The following is a 19,441-nucleotide window of genomic DNA, read 5'->3' on the forward strand; positions in this document are numbered from 1 at the left end:
TATACAAAACAACGTTAGTAACCATTTACTTCCGTATAAAGTTTTGAACTATCTCTGTCAGTAAGCCATGGAGATAAACATTATATACATATTATTTACCAAAAAGGAAATAATAGGAGCGAGGTGATAATGTGTTAAGAAAAATATTCCGGAAAAAATCTGCAAAAAATAATGAGGTCATTTATTCCGAAATACCCCACAACAAAGACATGGAATTGATCGGTGCTAATATAAAGTCAATCTTAAAAAAGAACTCTGATGCAATATTCAGGGATGTTTTTATTTGCGGCGATAATAAGCGTCCTGTAACACTGGTATTTATTGATGGTCTGGTTGATAGTAAAGGTATAGCCGATGATATTCTCAGGCCTTTGATAGAAAACAGTAAATTGTGTGAAGCAAAAAACAACAAGGATACAATAGACCTGATTAAACACGGTGCTGTATATTTCCCTGATATGAAGGTCAGGGACAACATCAATGACACTTTGAATGACATGTTAAATGCCGGCTGCGCTTTAATTTTCGATAGTGAGAAAACTGCATTGACATTTGCTGTTAAAGGCTTTGAGAAGAGAGGTATTACTGAACCTACTAGTGAGAATATAGTTAAGGGTGCAAAGGATGCTTTTGTAGAAGCATTAAGAATTAATACCGCAACTGTAAGAAGGAAAATAAAAACTCAGAAATTGGTTGTAGAACAAACAAAAGTTGGAAGGCAGACAGAAACTCAAATAGGTATTATATATATAGATGGAATAGCAAACAGTCATCTTGTTGATGAGGTAAAACGCAGGATTGACAATATTGAAATAGATGGAGTTATTGAAGCAGGATTTGTAGAGGAATATATCATTGATAACAAATATACTGCCTTTCCCTTAGTTGGTGCTACAGAAAGACCGGACAGATTCTGTACTGCTATATTGGAGGGAAGGGTCGGCATCATTATTGACGGATTACCAACTGCATATATTGCTCCGGTAACAGTACAACAGTTATTAAGGACTATGGATGATTACTCCCAGAACTATTTTGTTGTTTCAGCTTTAAGACTTTTGAGATATTTAACCATGCTTCTTACTGTTTTCTTACCCGGCTTCTATATCGCTGTTACAACCTTCCATCAGGAAATGATACCTTCTGAGTTAGCCCAAACTATAGCATCGTCTAAAGAGGGCGTTCCGTACCCTTCTTTTATTGAGGTATTTCTGATGCTCATAGCTTTTGAAATTTTACTGGAAGCAGGACTAAGACTTCCCAAAACTATTGGTCAGGCTGTTTCAATAGTGGGCGCATTGGTGGTTGGAGAAGCAGCGGTTAATGCCAAGCTCATTTCACCGGCAGTTGTAGTTGTAATAGCAATTACGGCAATTTCCAGTTTTACAATGCCAAATCAGGACTTTTCCAATGCGCTCAGGTTGTGGAGATTTGTTATGGCTATCACAAGCAGTATGATGGGCATTTTCGGAATAAGCATAGGGGCGGTATTTTTAATATACCATCTCGCATCTATAGAGACATTTGGAGTACCTTATCTCTCGCCTTATGTGGCAAGTGAAGGCAGGGATCTTGGAGACAGTATAATAAGAATCCCCTTAAGATTATTGAAAAAGAGGCCATACATCTTAAGAATACCTAATGAAAGGCGTCAAAAGTAGGGTGAATATTTTATGGACAAAAAAAAGATTAGTTTGTTAATAATTTTAATATGCGTTTTTCCCATGATGTTTACATCATGTATACAGCAAACTGAGATAGACAAATTAATATTTGTAAGGGCTGTTGCATTGGATAAGCCAGATACTGAAAGCGGGGTAAAAATTACAGTTGAATCTGAAAGCAGTTTACCAACTACAGGAAAGGGAGAAACTCAGAAAAAAGCCTTGAAATTACATGCCGAGGGTAAAACTATATTTGATGCGGACAGGAACTTTTCACTCTATGCAGAGAGAGATATTTTCTGGGGACATGCTAAATATATTTTACTTGGTGAAAAGGCAGCTAAGGAGGATGTTTTAAAGTATCTTGATTTTTTTATAAGAAATCATGAAAACAGGTTAAACACAACTGTTGCTGTTGCCCGTAATCAAAGTGCGAGCAATTTATTGGAATTAACTGGCACAGGTGTTACTCATAAAAAAATAGCCAGTTTATTCGACAATGCCGGAAAACTTTCTGTATCAAGAGAAATTCTGCTTTCGGAATTCATTGAGAGATTAAACAGCAAGTATTCTTCAGCATATCTTCCATGTATCAGCCTTATAAAAAATACAGAAGAAATTGGAAGTCATGAAAGTGAAGATCATTTGTCTCTTGATGGATTTGCTATTTTCAAGGGAAAAAAACTTTTGGATTTTATAACAGATAAAGAAGCCAGAGGACTGAATTGGATAAATGGCGATGTAAAAAGCACCATAATTGTTGTAAAGGACAAGAAAGAAAATAATATTTCCCTTGAAGTTATTGGACAGGATGTAAATATCAAAACAAGCATAAAAGACGATATTCCATCTATTAAAGTCAAGGTTTCAGTAGAAAGCAATATTGGAGAACTTGAAGGACAGGTCGACGTTTTTGATAAACAGTCCTTAATGCAGCTGGAAAAGCAGCAGAACGATATCATTAAAGATGAGCTGGAGAGTGTTATAACTTTTGCAAAAGAAAACAACGTAGATATCTTCGGATTCGGGGATAAAATATTTCACCAGCACCCTGTCAAATGGGAGCGTATAAAGGATAACTGGAATGAAATATTTCCGGAACTCAAAATAGAAGTTGAGGTAGAATCAAAAATAAGCAGGGTGTACAACATTCAACAGCCTATACGGTATTGGGAGGAAAAAACAAAGTGATATTTTACGTTGTATTAATTGCTGCAATAAGTATATATGAAATAAGAATAATGATTAAGAGCAAATTAAAAAAAGAGATGGTGTTGTTTATAACTTTTGACATAATAGCCTTGAGCCTGGCGTGGATTTACAGCAAAAATCCCTATGGAATCAGTATTTCAGACAGCGTTTTAAGTATACTTGGAATAAAGCACTAAAGAGGGAGAGAGTTTATGCTTGCTTCAAAGGATAAAATATCAATCAGACAGGCAATGGTTATTTTTCTTGCCATAGCTTATTCACCTACCTTGAGATTTAGCCTTGTTGCCGGTGCAAAAGAGGCAAAACAGGCAGCATGGCTGGCTCCAATAATAACTCTATTTTTTGTTATTCCTGTAATATTTATCTTACACAGAATTTATAAAAAATATAAAGAGGCGTCTTTTATGGAGGTGATTGAAGATGTTTTCGGTACAGTAGCAGGAAAAACTATTACAGCTCTTTATATTATATTTCAGACATTTCAATTGGGTATAGTTATATATAATTATGCTGATAAGTTTGTTTCTACTGCATATACACAATCTAACCAATTGGTATTTGTCGCGGTAATGTTATTTGTTGTAGCTTTTATCAGCAGAAAAAGCGGGATTTCCGTTCTGGCAAGAATGTGTGAAATATTAACACCGATTACTGCATTTGTTTTTTTGTTTTTAGCTATCCTGAGCTTAAAAGATGTAAAAATAAGCAATATTACCCCTATAAGCTATTTGGATATTTTCCCGGCGTTTAAAGCAAATCTTATAATAATGAGCAATTGGTCGCTATTAATTTATATGTTTTTGTTTAGTAATTATATTAACAATAAGGAAAAAATTAAAAAGGTATGCAGCGTAACAATTTTGTTATCAACATTTTTAACTGTGCTTCTATTAGTTACAGGCATTGGAATACTTGGAGCATCTACAATTGAATTATCACCTGTGCCTTATATAACGATGGTAAAGCAGATATCCGCCTTTGGGTTTTTAGAGAGACTAGAAGCTGTTGTGTTAAGTTTGTGGCTCTTTTCCGACTTTATAGGGATATCAATATTGATATTTATAGTATTAAATTTACTTAAGTCATTATTCAAGCTTTCGGATACAAAACCTCTTATCGGCATATACTCAGTAATTTTATTCTTTATGGTAATGATGTTTGGGAGGAATACATTTGAAGTGCAAGCCTTAGGGTTTAGTATGATTGTGCCGTTGAGTATTTTTTTCGGGTTTATAATGCCTGTTTTGGTCTTGGTGGTGGGAATGATCAGAAAGAAGGTATAAGGCTGTTCGCCGTCGCTAAAATACATTAGGGAAGGATGTTGGTATGCTGGCTTCAAAGGAGAAAATATCAATCAGACAGGCAATGATTATTCTATTATGCGTAACTTATTCGCCTACTATGAGGTTTGTTGCTTTTTCTGGTGTAGAAATTGCTAAGCAGGCAGCCTGGATCTCTCCAATAATATCTTTTGTTATTGTTATTCCTATAGTACTTATGCTGCACAGCATTTACAAAAAACATGAAAACCAGTCATTTACAGAGGTAATGGAAGATATTCTGGGCTCGGCAGCAGGAAAAATTGTCACAGTCTTTTATGCTGTATTTCTGACTTTTCTGTTTAGTACAACTTCATATATTAATGCAGATAAACTTGTGGCTACTGTATATCCTAATCAGAATATAATGATATTTATTGCTATAGTTCTTTTTACTGCAGCTTTTATTACTAGAAAGGGCGGCATTGTGGTTATAGCTAGAATAAGTGAAATTATATTCATGCTTTTGGTTTCGATTTTTTTATTTATATTAGTTCTGGCATTAAAAGACATAAATATAAGCAGGCTTACACCCATAAGTTATTTGGATATTTACCCTGCATTTAAAGCAAATATTGAAATACTTGGAGTATGGTCATATTTACCTTTAATATTTCTATTTAGTAATTATATCAATAACAAGGAAAAGATCAAAAAGGCCTGTACCCTAACACTTCTGTCGTTGACTTTATTAACCATATTAATGTTTGTTGTAGCCATAGGATTACTTGGAGCATCTATACTTGAATTATCACCTGTGCCCTATGTTACGGCAGTAAAGCAGATATCTGTCTTTCAGGTTTTGGAGAGACTAGAGGCGGCGGAAATAGGCTTGTGGATATTGGCTGATTTTATATTGTCAGCAATTTTATTATTTACAGCACTTAATGTATTTAAGTCATTATTCAAGCTCTCGGATATAAGACCACTTGCCGGTATTTATTCGGTTATTATATTCTTATTGGCATTAATGACGGGTAGGAATGTATTTGAGGTGCAGTTTTTGGGATACAATATTATTTCCCTGATAAGCACTCTTTTCGGATTTATAATACCTGGTATAGTTTTTTCGGTGGGTAAGGTGAGGCGGAAGATATAGTAAGGCATACATAAATATTATAGTTTGCTGCGGTAATACTATTTTCTGCTGTTTGCACAGCGCGGTAGCCATTTTTATGATTAAATGCTTTATAATGAATCAGGAAATTCCAAATACAGCTTATATATATTATTGTTTGTTCCGATATATTTGTATAATTAATATGTATCGATAAAATGTAGAATATGTGGAAGGTCGTGACATATGCTATCAAAGGTTAAGAGCTTTGGTCTCATGGGGATTGACGGATATGTTGTTATTGTCGAAACAGATATATCGAACGGTATCCCGTCTTTTGACATGGTTGGGCTTGGAGATACAGCAGTAAAGGAGTCCAAAGAACGTGTCCGTGCTGCTATAAAAAATGCAGGTCTTGAATTTCCAATCAGAAGAATTACAGTCAATCTTGCTCCCGCAGATAAAAAAAAGGAAGGATCAGCTTTTGACCTGCCAATTGCAATTGGAATATTGGTTGCTACTGAGCAAATCAGTAATAGAAATATCGAAAGTTATGCTTTTATGGGGGAGCTCTCACTAGATGGAGAAATTAAAGCGGTTAAGGGTGTGCTTCCTATGGTAATTAGCGCAAAACAAAGCGGAATAGAAAATATTATTCTTCCTCTTGAAAATGCAGATGAAGCAGCGGTTGTGAATGGAATCAATGTGCTGCCGGCAAAAAACATTGTTGATGTAGTAAATCACCTAAATAGTGTTCGCAGAATAGATATACATAATATTGATATTAATGCACTGTTTGAAACATATATAGATTATGATGTAGATTTTGCAGATGTGAAAGGGCAGGAAAATGCCAAAAGAGCTCTTGAGGTTGCAGCCTCAGGGGGGCATAACTGTTTAATGCTTGGAAGCCCTGGCTGCGGTAAAACGATGATTGCAAAGAGATTGCCAACTATTCTTCCTTCCATGACTTTCGATGAAGCCCTAGAAGTAACCAAGATACACAGTATTGCCGGAACTTTGGCGGAGAAAACTTCTCTTGTTACTCAAAGACCATTCAGGGCACCGCATCACACTATATCAAATGTCAGCCTCATCGGTGGGGGAAAGTATCCTAAACCCGGTGAAATAAGCCTTGCACATTTTGGTGTATTATTTTTAGATGAACTTCCTGAATTTGATAAAGATGCACTGGAGGTATTAAGGCAGCCTCTAGAGGATGGTGCCGTCACAATTTCGAGGATTAATGCCACTTTTACATACCCTGCGAGGACGACTTTGATATGTGCTGCAAACCCTTGCAAGTGTGGGAATTATCTTGACGAATCAAAGGAGTGCACATGTACCACAAAACAGATACAGCAGTACCTTGGTAAATTATCGGGCCCCTTACTCGATCGAATAGACATCCATATAGAAGTGGCTTCAGTTAAGTATAAAGATCTTGAAAGTCAGGAGCAGGGTGAAAAATCAAGCGTTATAAGGGAAAGGGTAAACAGAACAAGAAGGATCCAGCAGAAAAGATATGAGGGATTGAATATTTATTCTAATGCAGAACTGACACCTATGTTAATAAAGAAGTACTGTAAATTAGATGATAAGTGTAAGGAAATATTAAAGAGCGCATTTGACAGGCTTGGTTTAAGTGCTCGTGCGCATAATAGAATTCTTAAGGTGGCAAGGACTATTGCTGATATGGATGAGAGTGAACAAATCCGTCAGGAACACTTGCTAGAGGCGATTCAGTATAGAAGTCTTGATAGAAAAATGTAAGGAATCAATTATGCTACCAGCTTTTCACCAAAAAGACTATAATTTTATCCTGATTCTAAAATCAATGAAAAAAAATAATTCTCATCGTTGTTATAATTTATATAATTTGTTATATTTATATTTGCGCTGTAAAGATTTCTGAAATAATGGACGATATGTTATCGAGAAATATACTTTTATTGACAAGGGGTTTTTTAAATGCACGATAATATGGAATATTGGGTTTGGCTTGGTTCCATACCTGGAATCGGTGCAGTAAAAAGTAAAAAGCTGCTTGATTTTTTCGAAGATCCTTATAATGTCTTTACAGCCAAGGAGCTAGATTTTGCTTCTTTTTCATTTTTGAGCCGGACAGATGTTGAAAATTTGGTGAATAAAGGCAATAAAGAGAAAGTAAAGAAGCATATTGAAAATATTAATGCAAATGATATAAAAATAGTAACAATTAAAGATGAAAATTACCCGGAATATTTGAAGAACATTTATGATCCGCCTATTACACTGTACATGAAGGGAAATATGACAAAACAAGAAAAGTATCTTGCAGTGGTTGGATCAAGAAAAGCTACCTCATATGGGTTAAATATGGCTGAAGTTGTGTCTCGAGAGCTTTCAAGGTGCGGTATAACTGTTGTAAGTGGCATGGCAAGAGGAATCGACACGTTTGCACACAAAGGGGCTTTGAGTGTTGGGGGAAAAACTGTAGCTGTTCTAGGTTGTGGACTTGACATAGTGTATCCTTATGAGAATAAAAAGCTTATGGAAAATATAATTGAAAATGGGGCTTGTTTGTCAGAGTTTTTACCCGGAACTCAGCCTGTTGCGGGTAATTTTCCTGCAAGAAACAGAATTATCAGCGGTATATCTATGGGCGTGATAGTAATTGAAGCAGGGGAACGCAGCGGGTCGCTTATTACAGCAAATTTTGCATTAGAACAGGGACGCGAAGTGTTCGCATTGCCTGGTAATGTAAACAGCCTTAATAGTACCGGAACTAATAAACTGATTAAAGAAGGAGCCAAAATGGTTACTTCCTTAGAAGATATATTAGAAGAAATTGGTGCATATTTTAATGATAATAACAAGGATTCCTTTACAAAAAAGCTTAAAGATGATAAATTGCTAAAGGGACTTGATAAAGATGAAGTGAAAATTGTGGAATGTTTGAAATTAGAGCCAACGCATATTGATATTATAGCCAATAAAACTGGTTTAAATATTAAAGTAATAAATTCAGTAATTGTAATGCTGGAGTTAAAAGGGCTTGTCGAACAGCTTCCAGGAAAGGTGTATAAGTTAAAGTTGTAAGGAATGGCGAATATTTCCTTATCGTTTTTGCATGACTGTATGGCATAAAATAAGCCTTAAGCAAAAACAATAGATGAAGTTATATTTAATTCAAAATTTAATTGGCCTTAATGCCTAAGATATTTTTATTGTAATATGCCAATACATAATATTATAATATAGTAATTGAGTATATAAGTTTTAATTTAAAAATTAGATTTGAGCAGTTTATATAAAGATAAACCTTATTCGGAAGTATTTGGAGATGTAAAGAATAAGAATTTTGCAAAGAATGTAGACAAACATGACTGGAGGAAAAAGATGGCTGATAAGTTAGTTATTGTTGAGTCACCTGCAAAAGCGCACACAATTGGAAAGTTTTTGGGCAAGGATTATAAAATAGTAGCTTCTGTAGGGCATGTGAGGGATTTGCCAAAAAGTCAGATTGGTATAGACATTGAGAATGATTTTGAACCTAAGTATATCACTATCAGAGGAAAGGGAGACGTTATTTCCAAGTTGAAGAAGGAAGCCAAAAGTGCAAAAAAGATCTATCTGGCGACCGACCCTGATAGAGAAGGTGAAGCTATTTCATGGCATTTGGCCCATTTATTGAATATAGATAATTCTGAGAAGTGCAGAGTTACATTTAATGAAATTACCAAGAATGCTGTTAAAAATGCTATCAAGGAGCCTCGGGAAATTGACCTCGATCTTGTTGATGCCCAGCAGGCCAGAAGAATTTTGGATAGGATAGTTGGTTATAAGATAAGCCCTATATTATGGAAGAAGGTCAAGAAGGGACTTAGTGCAGGTAGAGTTCAATCAGTCGCTACAAGATTAATTTGTGATAGGGAAGAAGAGGTAGAGAACTTTATACCTGAAGAGTATTGGACTATTGATGCCAAACTCGAAAAGAAGGGTGGAAAAGGTTCTTTTGATGCCAAATTTTACGGAACTGGCGGCAAAAAGGTAGAATTAAAAAATGAAGATGATGTAAAAAAGATACTTGATAATATAAAAGATAAGCCATTTATTGTACAAAAAATTAAAAAGGGTGAAAAAAAGAAGTCTCCTGCACCACCTTTTATTACCAGCACTATGCAGCAGGAGGCTGCAAGAAAACTGGGTTTTACAACCAAGAAAACTATGATTGTAGCACAGCAGCTCTATGAAGGTGTTGAAATAAAAGGAGTTGGAGCAATCGGTCTTGTCACTTATATCCGTACCGATTCTACAAGAATTTCTGCTGAAGCACAGCAGGATGCTTTAAATTTTATAAAGGAAAAGTACGGTCAAAAGTATGTTCCGGAAGAAAAACGTGTATTTAAAAATAAATCTGCTTCGCAGGACGCGCATGAGTGTATAAGACCTTCACAGGTTACAATGGAACCGGATTCAATTAAGGATTCGCTTACAAAGGAGCAATATAAACTCTATAAGCTTATCTGGTCCAGATTTGTTTCAAGCCAGATGTCTTCAGCGGAGTATGATACAATAAATACCGATATAACAGTAGGTGACTATACTTTTAGAGCGAATGGGCAAATTTTAAAATTCCAGGGTTTCATAGTTTTATACTTAGAAGGCAAGGATGAGGAAGGCGAAGAAGGAGAAAACAATGTACCTGACCTTGTTGAAGGTGAAGAGGTAAAGCAGAAAAAAATAGATCCCAAGCAGCATTTTACTCAGCCGCCTCCAAGATATACCGAAGCTAGTTTGGTAAAGACTCTTGAAGAAAAGGGTATAGGCAGGCCGAGTACTTATGCTCCTACAATTACAACTATACTTGCAAGGGGCTATGTTGTTAAGGATGCCAAGACTTTGCTGCCTACAGAATTGGGTAAGATAGTTAACGACATCATGAAAAATTATTTTCAGGATATAGTTGATATAGAATTTACAGCCCAGTTAGAAAAGAAACTCGATGATGTTGAAGAAGGTTTCAAAAAATGGGTAGATGTAATGAAGGGGTTCTATCCGCAGTTTGCTGTTGTTTTGCAGGAAGCAGAAGCACAAATCGGAAATGTTGAAGTTCCGGATGAAGTTACAGATGAAATATGTGAGAAATGCGGAAGAAATATGGTCATAAAGATGAGTAGGTATGGAAAGTTTCTGGCATGTCCGGGATTTCCGGAATGCAGAAATGCAAGGCCTATTCTTGAGGAGACTGGAGTTAATTGTCCCAAATGTGGTGGAAAGGTATATATCAAGAAGTCTAAAAAGGGTAAAAAGTATTTGGGTTGCGAGAATAATCCTACCTGCAGTTTTATGAGTTGGGATATGCATTCTAAAGAGATGTGCCCACAATGCGGAAACTTTTTGCTTAAGAAGTTCTCAGCTAAGAAAGCCCATTATAAATGCAGTAATGAGACTTGTGATTTTACAAAAGTTGAAGAGAGTAAGAAAGACGAAGAACAGGAATAATGTGATTTTAGGGAAAGGTATAGAAAATGTCTGATTATATAAATGTAATAGGTGCTGGGCTGGCAGGATGTGAAGCTGCCTGGCAGATAGCAAAAAGAGGGATAAAGGTAAGGCTTTATGAGATGAAGCCCCAATCCTATTCGCCGGCTCACCATCTTGAAACTTATGCTGAGCTTGTATGCAGCAACTCCTTGAGGTCTGACCAGCTTGAAAATGCTGTTGGGCTTTTGAAAGAAGAGATGAGACTCCTTGATTCAATAATTATGACGTGTGCCGATGCAACAAGAGTTCCTGCAGGTGGAGCATTAGCTGTTGACAGGAGTAAATTTTCACAGATGGTTACTGACTTGATGCGTGAAAATGAGAACATTGAAATTATCAATGAAGAGGTAAAAGATATTCCTACAAATGGAGTTACAGTTGTAGCATCAGGGCCGTTGACTTCAGAGGATTTGTCAAAGAGCTTAATGAGTTTGATCGGAGAGGAATACCTTCACTTTTTTGATGCAGCAGCTCCAATTGTTTCTTTTGAGTCTATTAATATGGACAAGGCTTATAAGGCTGCCAGATATAACAGGGGTACAGAGGACTATATTAACTGCCCAATGAATAGGGAAGAGTATGATAAGTTCTGGAATGAGCTTATTAATGCAGAGCTTGCAGAAGTTAAGGATTTTGAAAAAGAAGTGGTGTTTGAGGGTTGTATGCCTGTTGAAACTATGGCAAAAAGAGGTGTAGATACTCTTAGGTTTGGTCCGCTAAAACCTGTAGGTCTTGTTGATCCAAAGACCGGAAATGAAGCGTATGCTGTAGTACAATTGAGACAGGATAATACAGAGGGAACACTCTTTAACATCGTAGGATTTCAAACCCGCTTAAAATGGCCGGAACAAAAGAGGGTTTTTGGTCTGATTCCAGGACTAGAAAATGCCGAATTTGTTAGATATGGAGTAATGCACAGAAATACTTTCATAAACTCACCAAAAGTTCTTGAAGCTTCTTACAGAATGAGAAAATATCAAAACCTATACTTCGCAGGCCAAATGACCGGAGTTGAGGGATATGTAGAATCTGCATCTTCAGGATTGGTTGCAGGAATTAATGCTGCTATGAATTTTCTTGGAAAGGAAGATGTTTTATTTCCTAGAAGTACTGCAATTGGTGCATTGAGTAATTATATTTCTGACCAGAATGTAAAAGATTTTCAGCCAATGAATGTCAACTTTGGTTTGATGGAGGGCCTTAATGTTAGAATTCGTGATAAAAGGAAGAAAAACTTCGAGATAGCTACAAGGGCTCTAAACATAATCAAAGATATCAAAGATCAACCAAATTTCGGTATTCACCTGTTTTAGTGTCAAATGAGGTAATTGTTTGACCTGAGCAATTAAAATCAGCTGCCGAAAGCTTGAAAATTTTGAAGTAAAAATGCCATGGATGGCATTTTTAGCGTCTCAGGGACAGGATTTCCCATAGACGCGGCAAAAAATCAGCAAGCCTAGGCTTGCTGATTTTTTGCGAAGGTCACACAATTTTTTTTTTATATTAATAGTTGTTTTTTAAAAAAAGTTATGTTAATATCTACTTAAGTAATGTGCCATTATATGTATATACCATGAGATTATTCATTTTGATTAACTTTTCTTTTATATATACTTTTAAAGGTTTACCGCTTTAAATGCTTTTAGAAGTTGTTTCTTATGTAATTATTTTCAAAACATTAGTTGTTTTGGTATCAGATGAACCTGTAATATGTTTTAAAGTGTTGATATTACCACATTTTATCAAAAAAATAGTGAAGGAAAATACCGTGTTATGTCGAAATATACTTTGGGTATATTTATTTGTATACACATTTTAACGGTGACAGGGAAGAGTTGTAAAATAGGAGGCGTTTTAATGCTGGATAGGATTTTATTTGGATCAAAAGTTCTGGAAAAATCCCTGGATGCGACTGCAACACGCAACGAAGTAATTGCACAAAACATTGCTAATGTAGATACTCCCGGCTATAAAAGAAAGACTGTAAGTTTTGAAGAACAATTGAGTGATGCTATTTCCAAGAACAGCAGTTTTAAAGGAAGAAGAACTGATCCAAGACATATTGCAATTGGTGGGAGCAGTGCGGATGAAGTGAAAATTAATGTATCCGAAGACAAGAGTTCCCTTGACATGAGACTGGATGGAAATAATGTTGATATCGAAAATGAAATGGCGCAAATGGCTGAGAACAATATAAGATATGAAGTACTTATTCAGAGGATTAGCGGTAGTTTTAGCAGAATGAAATCAGTAATCAAGGAAGGACGATGATGATAAATGGGGTATTTTAGCTCTCTTGATATCGGCGCATCAGGATTGACAGCTCAAAGACTGAGAATGGATACAATTTCACAAAATATTGCAAATGCAAATACTACAAGAACTGAAAACGGCACTGCTTACAGAAGAAAAGTAGTAGTATTTGAAGAAAAGTCATCTGATACTCCTTTTTCCGAATACTTGAATGAAAGCAGCAAGAAAATGGTAGGCGGCGGTGTGAGAGTTGCAAGAATTACTGAAGATACATCAGCGCTTAAGAAGATATATGACCCTGGACATCCTGATGCGGATGAAAATGGATATGTCGAAATGCCAAACGTAGACATACTAACTGAAATGGTTAATATGATTTCTGCAACAAGGTCATATGAGGCAAATGTAACATCAATAAATACAACAAAAAGTATGGCGATGAAGGCTTTGGAAATCGGAAGATAACAATGAGGAATACATAGGAGGACGTTATGGCTGTTAATAGTATTAGCGGTTTCAATTCTATACCATCCTTATCAAAAATTGGCCTTTCAAACACGGATAAAGCTGATAGTGTTGAAGGTAGCTTTGCAAATTACCTAAAGGATGCACTAACAAACGTCAGTAACTTGGAAAAGGAATCAACTGCGTTGACGGAAGATTTTGCAGCCGGTAAAACTGATAATATCCACCAGGTGATGATTGCTGCAGAGAAAGCTGATGTAGCGCTTCAATTCACTATGCAGATTAGAAATAAGATTATGGATGCTTATAAGGAAATCATGAATATGCAGGTCTAAAAATTATCTAAATGTAAAAGGTGTTAAAAAGTTTTCTAGAGCAATGGTATAAAAGCTAAAGAAGAATACACATATGGAAGGCGGTGTGGCTACATGCCCGAGGTATTATCAAAACTTCAACAGCGTATAACAGAACTATGGAAGAATCTTGACAAATCTCAAAAGGGCAGAATCTATGTAATATCTGCTATACTTGTTATAGCTATAACGGTAAGCATAGTAATGCTGACACGTACTACATATGTTCCGCTAGTAACAATTGATGATACAAAGGATGCAGCTGAAATTGAAAAGGTATTGCAGGATAAGGGCATTAATTACAAGCCTGGTGAAGGAAACAAGATTTTAGTCGACTCAAAGGAAAAAAATAAGGCGGAATTTGCGCTGGCATCATCAGGGTTTACCTCATCAGGAATGAACTTTGAAGATGCGTGGAATCTTGTAAGTATAACTTCAACCGAAAGTGATAAAAAACAACTTTGGGAGAATTTTAAAAAGAACAGTCTTGTTGCTAAACTTAAGATGTTTGACAATGTTAGAGACGCTGACATTGAAGTTACTATGCCTAAAGATTCCTTGTTTTTTGATGATACATCAAGTGACAAGGCTACTGCTTTTGTAAGGATTGATCCTAAAGGTGAGATTACTTCTGAACAGGTAAAAGGGATAGTAAGTGTTGTTTCAGCATCCATTGATGGCCTTGATCCAAAAGATGTAACTGTTGTCGATAATAACTTCAATATATTGAGTACGGATGCTTCAGATGCGATAGGAGATACCTCTACGCAATACAAGATGAAGCTGAAAGTTAAGCAAGAGCTTGAGAAAAATATCAAGGTATTGTATCCAAATAAGTCAAGTAGTTATGACTACATAAGTGTAGTAGTAAACCCTGTTTTGGAGTTTGATAAGCAAAAAACTACGAAAAAAGAAGTGGGAAAACCTAACGACATTGATGAGGCGGTAGTGAGCAGTCATACGGAAAAGGAAGAACTTGTAAATGGCGCTAATGGTGGGGTACCCGGCACAGACAGTAATCCTGGAAACGGAACTACTACATACCCGATACAGGCAGGTGATAACTCCACTTACAATAAGACAACAACTGATATAAACAGACAATTTAACGAAACAATGACAGAAGTGGAAAAAGCGCAGGGAGATATAAATTTTGACCAGTCATCAGTTGCTGTGACACTTTGGTATGGACAAAAGGTAGCTGACGATAGTGCAATAACTCCTGAATTCTTGGCTCAATGCCAACAGGTGATAAGTGGTGCTACAAACATACCTGTTTCAAAGATATCCATAAACAAATACAAACTTGCGCCTGAAGAAGTTTATACGGAGCCTTTGTCTGACAAGATTCAACAGTATATAGAAGATTACGGATATTTTGCATTAATGCTTATGCTGATAATAGGACTGCTGATTGCAGTGATACCAAGAAAAAAGAAGGAAGCAGCAGCAGTGGGAGAAATGCTTTCACCGGAACTTGCAACTGCAAGCGGACCGCAGTTTATTGTTCCTGAGGATGAAGAACCTGTGCCTGAAATAAGTTATGAGGAAAAATCAGAAGTCAAGAAGCAGATAGAGCGGTTTGTTAAGGAGAAACCTGAATCAGTTGCTCAGCTGCTAAGAAATTGGCTTTCGGATGATTGGGATTGATGTGGTATATGATGTATGCTGTAAAATGCGAAAATTATTAGCGTGAATTTTGTTATGAGGAGCAATAAGTAATCCTAAAGAATACTAAAGAGCAAGGGGGGAGTAAGCAGTGAGTAGAAGCACAGGCGGATTCAAATCGGATATTACAGGTAAAGAAAAAGCTGCAATGCTGCTTATTGCATTGGGGCCTGAAAGATCTGCCGAAATATTTAAACATCTTAAAGACGAAGAAATAGAGCAGCTTACTTTGGAGATTGCCAATATAAGAACTGTAACACCGGAAGAAAAGGAAAAGGTTCTTGAGGAATTCTATCAGATTTGTCTTGCTCAGGATTATATAGCTGAAGGTGGTATTTCCTATGCTAAAGAAATACTTGAAAAGGCATTGGGTACTCAGAAAGCTCTTGATGTTTTGAACAAGCTTACAGTTTCATTGCAGGTAAGACCATTTGACTTCGTAAGAAAAGCGGATCCGTCGCAGCTTCTAAACTTTATACAGAACGAGCATCCGCAGACTATAGCTCTGATATTGGCATATTTGAAACCCCAGCAATCATCCATCGTATTATCTGCTCTTCCTCAGGAAAAGCAGGCAGATGTTGCAAGAAGAATTGCAACGATGGACCGAACTTCACCTGAAGTTATAAAAGAAGTGGAAAGAGTACTGGAAAAGAAACTGTCTGCTCTTGTAACCGAAGACTTTACTGCAGCAGGCGGTGTACAGGCTATAGTTGATATATTGAACAGTGTTGACAGGGGAACAGAAAAATATATTATGGAAACACTTGAAATCGAGGATACTGACCTTGCAGAGGAAATTAAGAAAAGAATGTTTGTCTTCGAAGATATACTTTCACTCGACAACCGTTCTATACAAAGGTTCCTGCGTGAAGTTGACAATAATCAGATGTCTGTTGCACTAAAAGGAAGTACTGAGGAAGTGCAGAACAAGATTTTTGCAAACATGTCCAAACGTATGCAGGAAATGATCAAAGAGGACATCGATTTCATGGGGCCTGTTAGACTTAAGGATGTTGAAGAGGCGCAGCAGAAGGTGGTTAATGTAATAAGGAAGCTTGAAGATGCAGGCGAAATAGTAATCTCTAGAGGTGGGGGAGATGAAATAATTGTATAACAAAATATTTAAGAGCGACCAGGTAAGTGTAGGTATTCCTGTCCAGATAAGAGCACCTATCAGTTTTCAGACAATAAAGATGGCTTACAAACCTGAGATGCTAGAAGATAACGAGGAACCGGAAAAGGATATGGAAGACCTTGAAGAATACAACAGAAAAACCTCAGAAGACATTATAAAAAAAGCAAGTGAGGAAGCAGAGATAATAATTAAAGAGGCTGAATTTGAAGCAAAAAGAATTCTTGATGCTGCTGAAAATGAGGCGTTTGAAAAGACGCAGATAATAGAAGATGAGGCGAAGCAGAGAGGTTTTGAAGCTGGTTATGAAGAAGCAAAAAGGCTGTATGAGGACCTGCTATCTGAGGCAGAGTATGTTAAAGAACATGCTAAAATGGAATACAGTGAAGTGATGGCAGGTATGGAAAAGGATGCCTTAGAATTAATAATGGATGTAGCAAAAAAAGTAATAGGTTCAGAGGTTTCCTTAAATAAGGAAATCCTTTTAACAATGGTTAGGCAAGCGTTGGAAAAATGTTCGAACAGGGAAGATTTAACAATAAAAGTTTCGTCCCAGGATTATGATTTTCTTGTAGAGAATAAGGAAAAGCTGCTTTCTATGATAGATGGTGTGGGGAATCTTGATATAAAAAGAGATCCGGCATTAAAAACTGGAGACTGCTTAGTCGAAACATCATATGGAAATATAGATGCTGGAGTTCAGACAAAGATCAGGAAAATCGAAGAAGCTTTTTTAAAGATAGTTGGAAAATAACTTTTTTGATGCCAGAAATAAATGAACTTTCTTAGATATTAAACAGTTGTGGCATTAGCCACGTTTTTTGTATTAAGGAGTTTCCTAATGTAAATGTCCTGAAATCGAGCGGGCTAAGTTTATTTGAGATTTTTAATGGGGGTTAATATGCAAAGCATTGACTTTAGCAAATATAAAGAAATACTTGCAAAATCGGATTTTATAGAATACAACGGAAAAGTGTCAAAAATTGTAGGGCTGACAATTGAATCGAATGGCCCCGAAGTTAATATGGGCGAGGTTTGTGAGATCCATGCCTTAAAAGATAAAACCAGAATTAAGTCAGAAGTGGTTGGGTTTAGGGATAATAAAGTGATCCTTATGCCACTTGGGGATATGACTGGAATAGGACCTGGGAGCACAGTTGTAGCCACAGGGGAATACTTAAGTGCTGCTGTGGGGAATTGTATGGTTGGCAGGGTAATAGATGGACTTGGCAATCCTATAGACGGGAAAGGTGATCTCAAGGTTGAGACATCTTATCCTGTAAATAATGATCCTCCTCATCCGTTAATGAGAAACCGTATAAATGACCCGCTGCCGCTTGGAGTTAAGACAATAGATGGTTTGCTTACGATTGGTAAAGGTCAGAGAGTTGGCATATTTGCAGGCAGTGGTGTTGGTAAGAGTACTTTGATAGGTATGATAGCAAGAAATACTAAAGCTGACATAAATGTAATTGCACTTATTGGAGAGCGAGGAAGGGAAGTTAGGGAGTTTATCGAGAAAGATCTTAAGGAAGAGGGATTAAGCAGGTCAGTTGTTGTTGTAGCTACATCTGATCAACCTGCCTTAGTGAGGCTTAAAGGGGCATTTATAGCTACAGCTATAGCGGAGTACTTCAGAGACCAAGGAAAAGATGTGCTTTTGCTTATGGATTCTTTGACAAGGTTTGCAATGGCTCAAAGAGAGATTGGTTTGGCTGTTGGTGAGCCTCCGGTATCAAGGGGTTATACACCTTCAGTGTTTTCATCCATGCCAAAACTACTTGAAAGGGCTGGTAATTCCCAATCAGGTTCAATTACGGGACTGTATACTGTTCTTGTAGATGGTGATGACCTGACGGAGCCCGTAACAGATACAGCGAGGGGAATACTTGATGGTCATATTGTATTATCAAGGGCATTAGCAAATAGGAACCAGTACCCTGCGATAGATGTGCTGGCAAGTGTAAGCAGGGTTATGTCAGATATAGTAACAAGTGAGCATAAGAAGATTGCAAACCAGATGAAGAAAGTTATGGCAATTCACAGGGATGCTGAAGACCTTATCAATATTGGAGCTTATGTAAAGGGAAGTAATGAAAAGATTGACTATGCAATAGCACATATCGACAAAATACTTGAATTTATCGAACAGGGAACCCACGACAATTATAGTTTTGATGAGGTTGTTGAATTGCTTGATAACGTATTTAAGAACTAATAGGTGAAATTTACGTTATGGGGCAAAAGAAAGGTCTTAAGCAATAGCAAAATTATATTTTATGCATTCTTAATGAAAATAAATCTTGAAAGCCGAAGGTGATTTGGAGTGGGTAAATTTGTTTTTAAACTCCAGGCTGTTCTCAACTTGAAAAAGCAGATTGAAAACAACGCGAAAAATGAGCTGGGAAAAGCTGTGCAGGAGTTGGAGAGACAAAAAAACATTCTAAAGGAAATTGAAGCTGAGAGAGATGAGTACATTGGAGAGATAAACAGCAAATCCAGCTCAGGCATTTCTATAGGAAAATTAAAAGAATACAGTTCATACATATCACTTTTGAAAGATAGGATAGAGCATCAGAAAAATAATATAAAGCGTGCGCAAAAATCTGTCGATAAGTATAGAGAACAGCTTATTATTGCTGTCCAGGAAAGAAAAATGATGGAAAAGTTAAGGGAAAAGAAGTATGAGGAGTATATGAAGGAGCAGCAGAAGGAGGAACAAAAGGTAATTGATGAAATTGCTAGTTTTAAATACACGTCACAGCCATAGTTGCAATTAAACTAAG

The 19,441-nt window shown here is 36.6% G+C and carries 17 protein-coding genes; all 17 read left to right on the plus strand.

From position 1 onward, the window contains the following. The first annotated feature begins 131 nt into the window (after positions 1 to 131). Complete coding sequence (locus tag ACECE_RS0215975; RefSeq protein WP_010249076.1) at positions 132 to 1,661, plus strand: spore germination protein; 1,530 nt, start codon at positions 132 to 134, stop codon at positions 1,659 to 1,661. A 12-nt stretch (positions 1,662 to 1,673) separates the two neighbouring features. Beyond that, positions 1,674 to 2,855 (plus strand): Ger(x)C family spore germination protein, encoded by a 1,182-nt coding sequence (locus ACECE_RS0215980; RefSeq protein WP_010249077.1) that lies wholly within the window; start codon positions 1,674 to 1,676, stop codon positions 2,853 to 2,855. Continuing rightward, on the plus strand, positions 2,852 to 3,052 hold the full coding sequence (locus ACECE_RS0215985; RefSeq protein ID WP_010249079.1) for a hypothetical protein: 201 nt from the start codon (positions 2,852 to 2,854) through the stop codon (positions 3,050 to 3,052). Before ACECE_RS0215980 ends, ACECE_RS0215985 begins: the two co-directional genes overlap by 4 nt. A 15-nt stretch (positions 3,053 to 3,067) precedes the next feature. After that, on the plus strand, positions 3,068 to 4,159 hold the full coding sequence (locus tag ACECE_RS0215990) for a GerAB/ArcD/ProY family transporter (protein ID WP_010249080.1): 1,092 nt from the start codon (positions 3,068 to 3,070) through the stop codon (positions 4,157 to 4,159). A gap of 43 nt (positions 4,160 to 4,202) precedes the next feature. Further along, the gene (locus ACECE_RS0215995; protein WP_010249081.1) at positions 4,203 to 5,294 is read left to right on the plus strand and encodes a GerAB/ArcD/ProY family transporter; all 1,092 of its coding nucleotides are present in this window, start codon (positions 4,203 to 4,205) and stop codon (positions 5,292 to 5,294) included. Positions 5,295 to 5,498: 204 nt separating this feature from the next. After that, on the plus strand, positions 5,499 to 7,025 hold the full coding sequence (locus ACECE_RS0216000; protein WP_010249082.1) for a YifB family Mg chelatase-like AAA ATPase: 1,527 nt from the start codon (positions 5,499 to 5,501) through the stop codon (positions 7,023 to 7,025). Between the two features lie 198 nt (positions 7,026 to 7,223). After that, positions 7,224 to 8,333 carry a DNA-processing protein DprA gene (gene dprA / locus ACECE_RS0216005; protein WP_010249083.1) on the plus strand — a complete coding sequence of 370 codons (1,110 nt, stop codon included), beginning with the start codon at positions 7,224 to 7,226 and terminating at the stop codon, positions 8,331 to 8,333. A gap of 300 nt (positions 8,334 to 8,633) precedes the next feature. Further along, positions 8,634 to 10,739 (plus strand): type I DNA topoisomerase, encoded by a 2,106-nt coding sequence (gene topA / locus ACECE_RS0216010; protein WP_010249084.1) that lies wholly within the window; start codon positions 8,634 to 8,636, stop codon positions 10,737 to 10,739. Between the two features lie 26 nt (positions 10,740 to 10,765). Further along, positions 10,766 to 12,094 (plus strand): methylenetetrahydrofolate--tRNA-(uracil(54)-C(5))-methyltransferase (FADH(2)-oxidizing) TrmFO, encoded by a 1,329-nt coding sequence (trmFO, locus tag ACECE_RS0216015; RefSeq protein WP_010249085.1) that lies wholly within the window; start codon positions 10,766 to 10,768, stop codon positions 12,092 to 12,094. 544 nt (positions 12,095 to 12,638) lie between these two features. Continuing rightward, a complete protein-coding gene (flgB, locus tag ACECE_RS0216020; RefSeq protein WP_010249086.1) occupies positions 12,639 to 13,052 on the plus strand; it encodes a flagellar basal body rod protein FlgB in 414 nt (137 codons plus the stop codon). Between the two features lie 6 nt (positions 13,053 to 13,058). After that, the gene (gene flgC, locus ACECE_RS0216025; protein ID WP_010249088.1) at positions 13,059 to 13,499 is read left to right on the plus strand and encodes a flagellar basal body rod protein FlgC; all 441 of its coding nucleotides are present in this window, start codon (positions 13,059 to 13,061) and stop codon (positions 13,497 to 13,499) included. Positions 13,500 to 13,525: 26 nt separating this feature from the next. Then, positions 13,526 to 13,834, plus strand: a complete 309-nt coding sequence (fliE, locus tag ACECE_RS0216030; RefSeq protein WP_010249089.1) for a flagellar hook-basal body complex protein FliE — start codon at positions 13,526 to 13,528, stop codon at positions 13,832 to 13,834. 93 nt (positions 13,835 to 13,927) lie between these two features. Further along, a complete protein-coding gene (fliF, locus tag ACECE_RS0216035; RefSeq protein WP_010249091.1) occupies positions 13,928 to 15,502 on the plus strand; it encodes a flagellar basal-body MS-ring/collar protein FliF in 1,575 nt (524 codons plus the stop codon). Positions 15,503 to 15,611: 109 nt separating this feature from the next. Further along, a complete protein-coding gene (gene fliG / locus ACECE_RS0216040) occupies positions 15,612 to 16,637 on the plus strand; it encodes a flagellar motor switch protein FliG (RefSeq protein ID WP_010249092.1) in 1,026 nt (341 codons plus the stop codon). Then, the gene (locus tag ACECE_RS0216045) at positions 16,630 to 17,409 is read left to right on the plus strand and encodes a FliH/SctL family protein (protein ID WP_010249094.1); all 780 of its coding nucleotides are present in this window, start codon (positions 16,630 to 16,632) and stop codon (positions 17,407 to 17,409) included. Before fliG ends, ACECE_RS0216045 begins: the two co-directional genes overlap by 8 nt. Before the next feature lie 147 nt (positions 17,410 to 17,556). Continuing rightward, positions 17,557 to 18,873 carry a flagellar protein export ATPase FliI gene (fliI, locus tag ACECE_RS0216050; RefSeq protein ID WP_010249095.1) on the plus strand — a complete coding sequence of 439 codons (1,317 nt, stop codon included), beginning with the start codon at positions 17,557 to 17,559 and terminating at the stop codon, positions 18,871 to 18,873. Positions 18,874 to 18,981: 108 nt separating this feature from the next. Beyond that, on the plus strand, positions 18,982 to 19,425 hold the full coding sequence (gene fliJ / locus ACECE_RS0216055; RefSeq protein WP_010249098.1) for a flagellar export protein FliJ: 444 nt from the start codon (positions 18,982 to 18,984) through the stop codon (positions 19,423 to 19,425). The last annotated feature ends 16 nt before the right edge of the window (positions 19,426 to 19,441 follow it).

It is taken from the genome of Acetivibrio cellulolyticus CD2, assembly GCF_000179595.2.
Taxonomy (GTDB): domain Bacteria; phylum Bacillota; class Clostridia; order Acetivibrionales; family Acetivibrionaceae; genus Acetivibrio; species Acetivibrio cellulolyticus.

Coding starts and splice junctions, on each gene's coding strand:
- fliI (WP_010249095.1), top strand. CDS start 17,557: ATGCAAAGCATTGACTTTAGCAAATATAAAGAAATACTTGCAAAATCG.
- flgB (WP_010249086.1), top strand. CDS start 12,639: ATGCTGGATAGGATTTTATTTGGATCAAAAGTTCTGGAAAAATCCCTG.
- ACECE_RS0215980 (WP_010249077.1), top strand. CDS start 1,674: ATGGACAAAAAAAAGATTAGTTTGTTAATAATTTTAATATGCGTTTTT.
- fliE (WP_010249089.1), top strand. CDS start 13,526: ATGGCTGTTAATAGTATTAGCGGTTTCAATTCTATACCATCCTTATCA.
- dprA (WP_010249083.1), top strand. CDS start 7,224: ATGCACGATAATATGGAATATTGGGTTTGGCTTGGTTCCATACCTGGA.
- fliF (WP_010249091.1), top strand. CDS start 13,928: ATGCCCGAGGTATTATCAAAACTTCAACAGCGTATAACAGAACTATGG.
- flgC (WP_010249088.1), top strand. CDS start 13,059: ATGGGGTATTTTAGCTCTCTTGATATCGGCGCATCAGGATTGACAGCT.
- trmFO (WP_010249085.1), top strand. CDS start 10,766: ATGTCTGATTATATAAATGTAATAGGTGCTGGGCTGGCAGGATGTGAA.
- ACECE_RS0215990 (WP_010249080.1), top strand. CDS start 3,068: ATGCTTGCTTCAAAGGATAAAATATCAATCAGACAGGCAATGGTTATT.
- ACECE_RS0215995 (WP_010249081.1), top strand. CDS start 4,203: ATGCTGGCTTCAAAGGAGAAAATATCAATCAGACAGGCAATGATTATT.
- ACECE_RS0216000 (WP_010249082.1), top strand. CDS start 5,499: ATGCTATCAAAGGTTAAGAGCTTTGGTCTCATGGGGATTGACGGATAT.
- topA (WP_010249084.1), top strand. CDS start 8,634: ATGGCTGATAAGTTAGTTATTGTTGAGTCACCTGCAAAAGCGCACACA.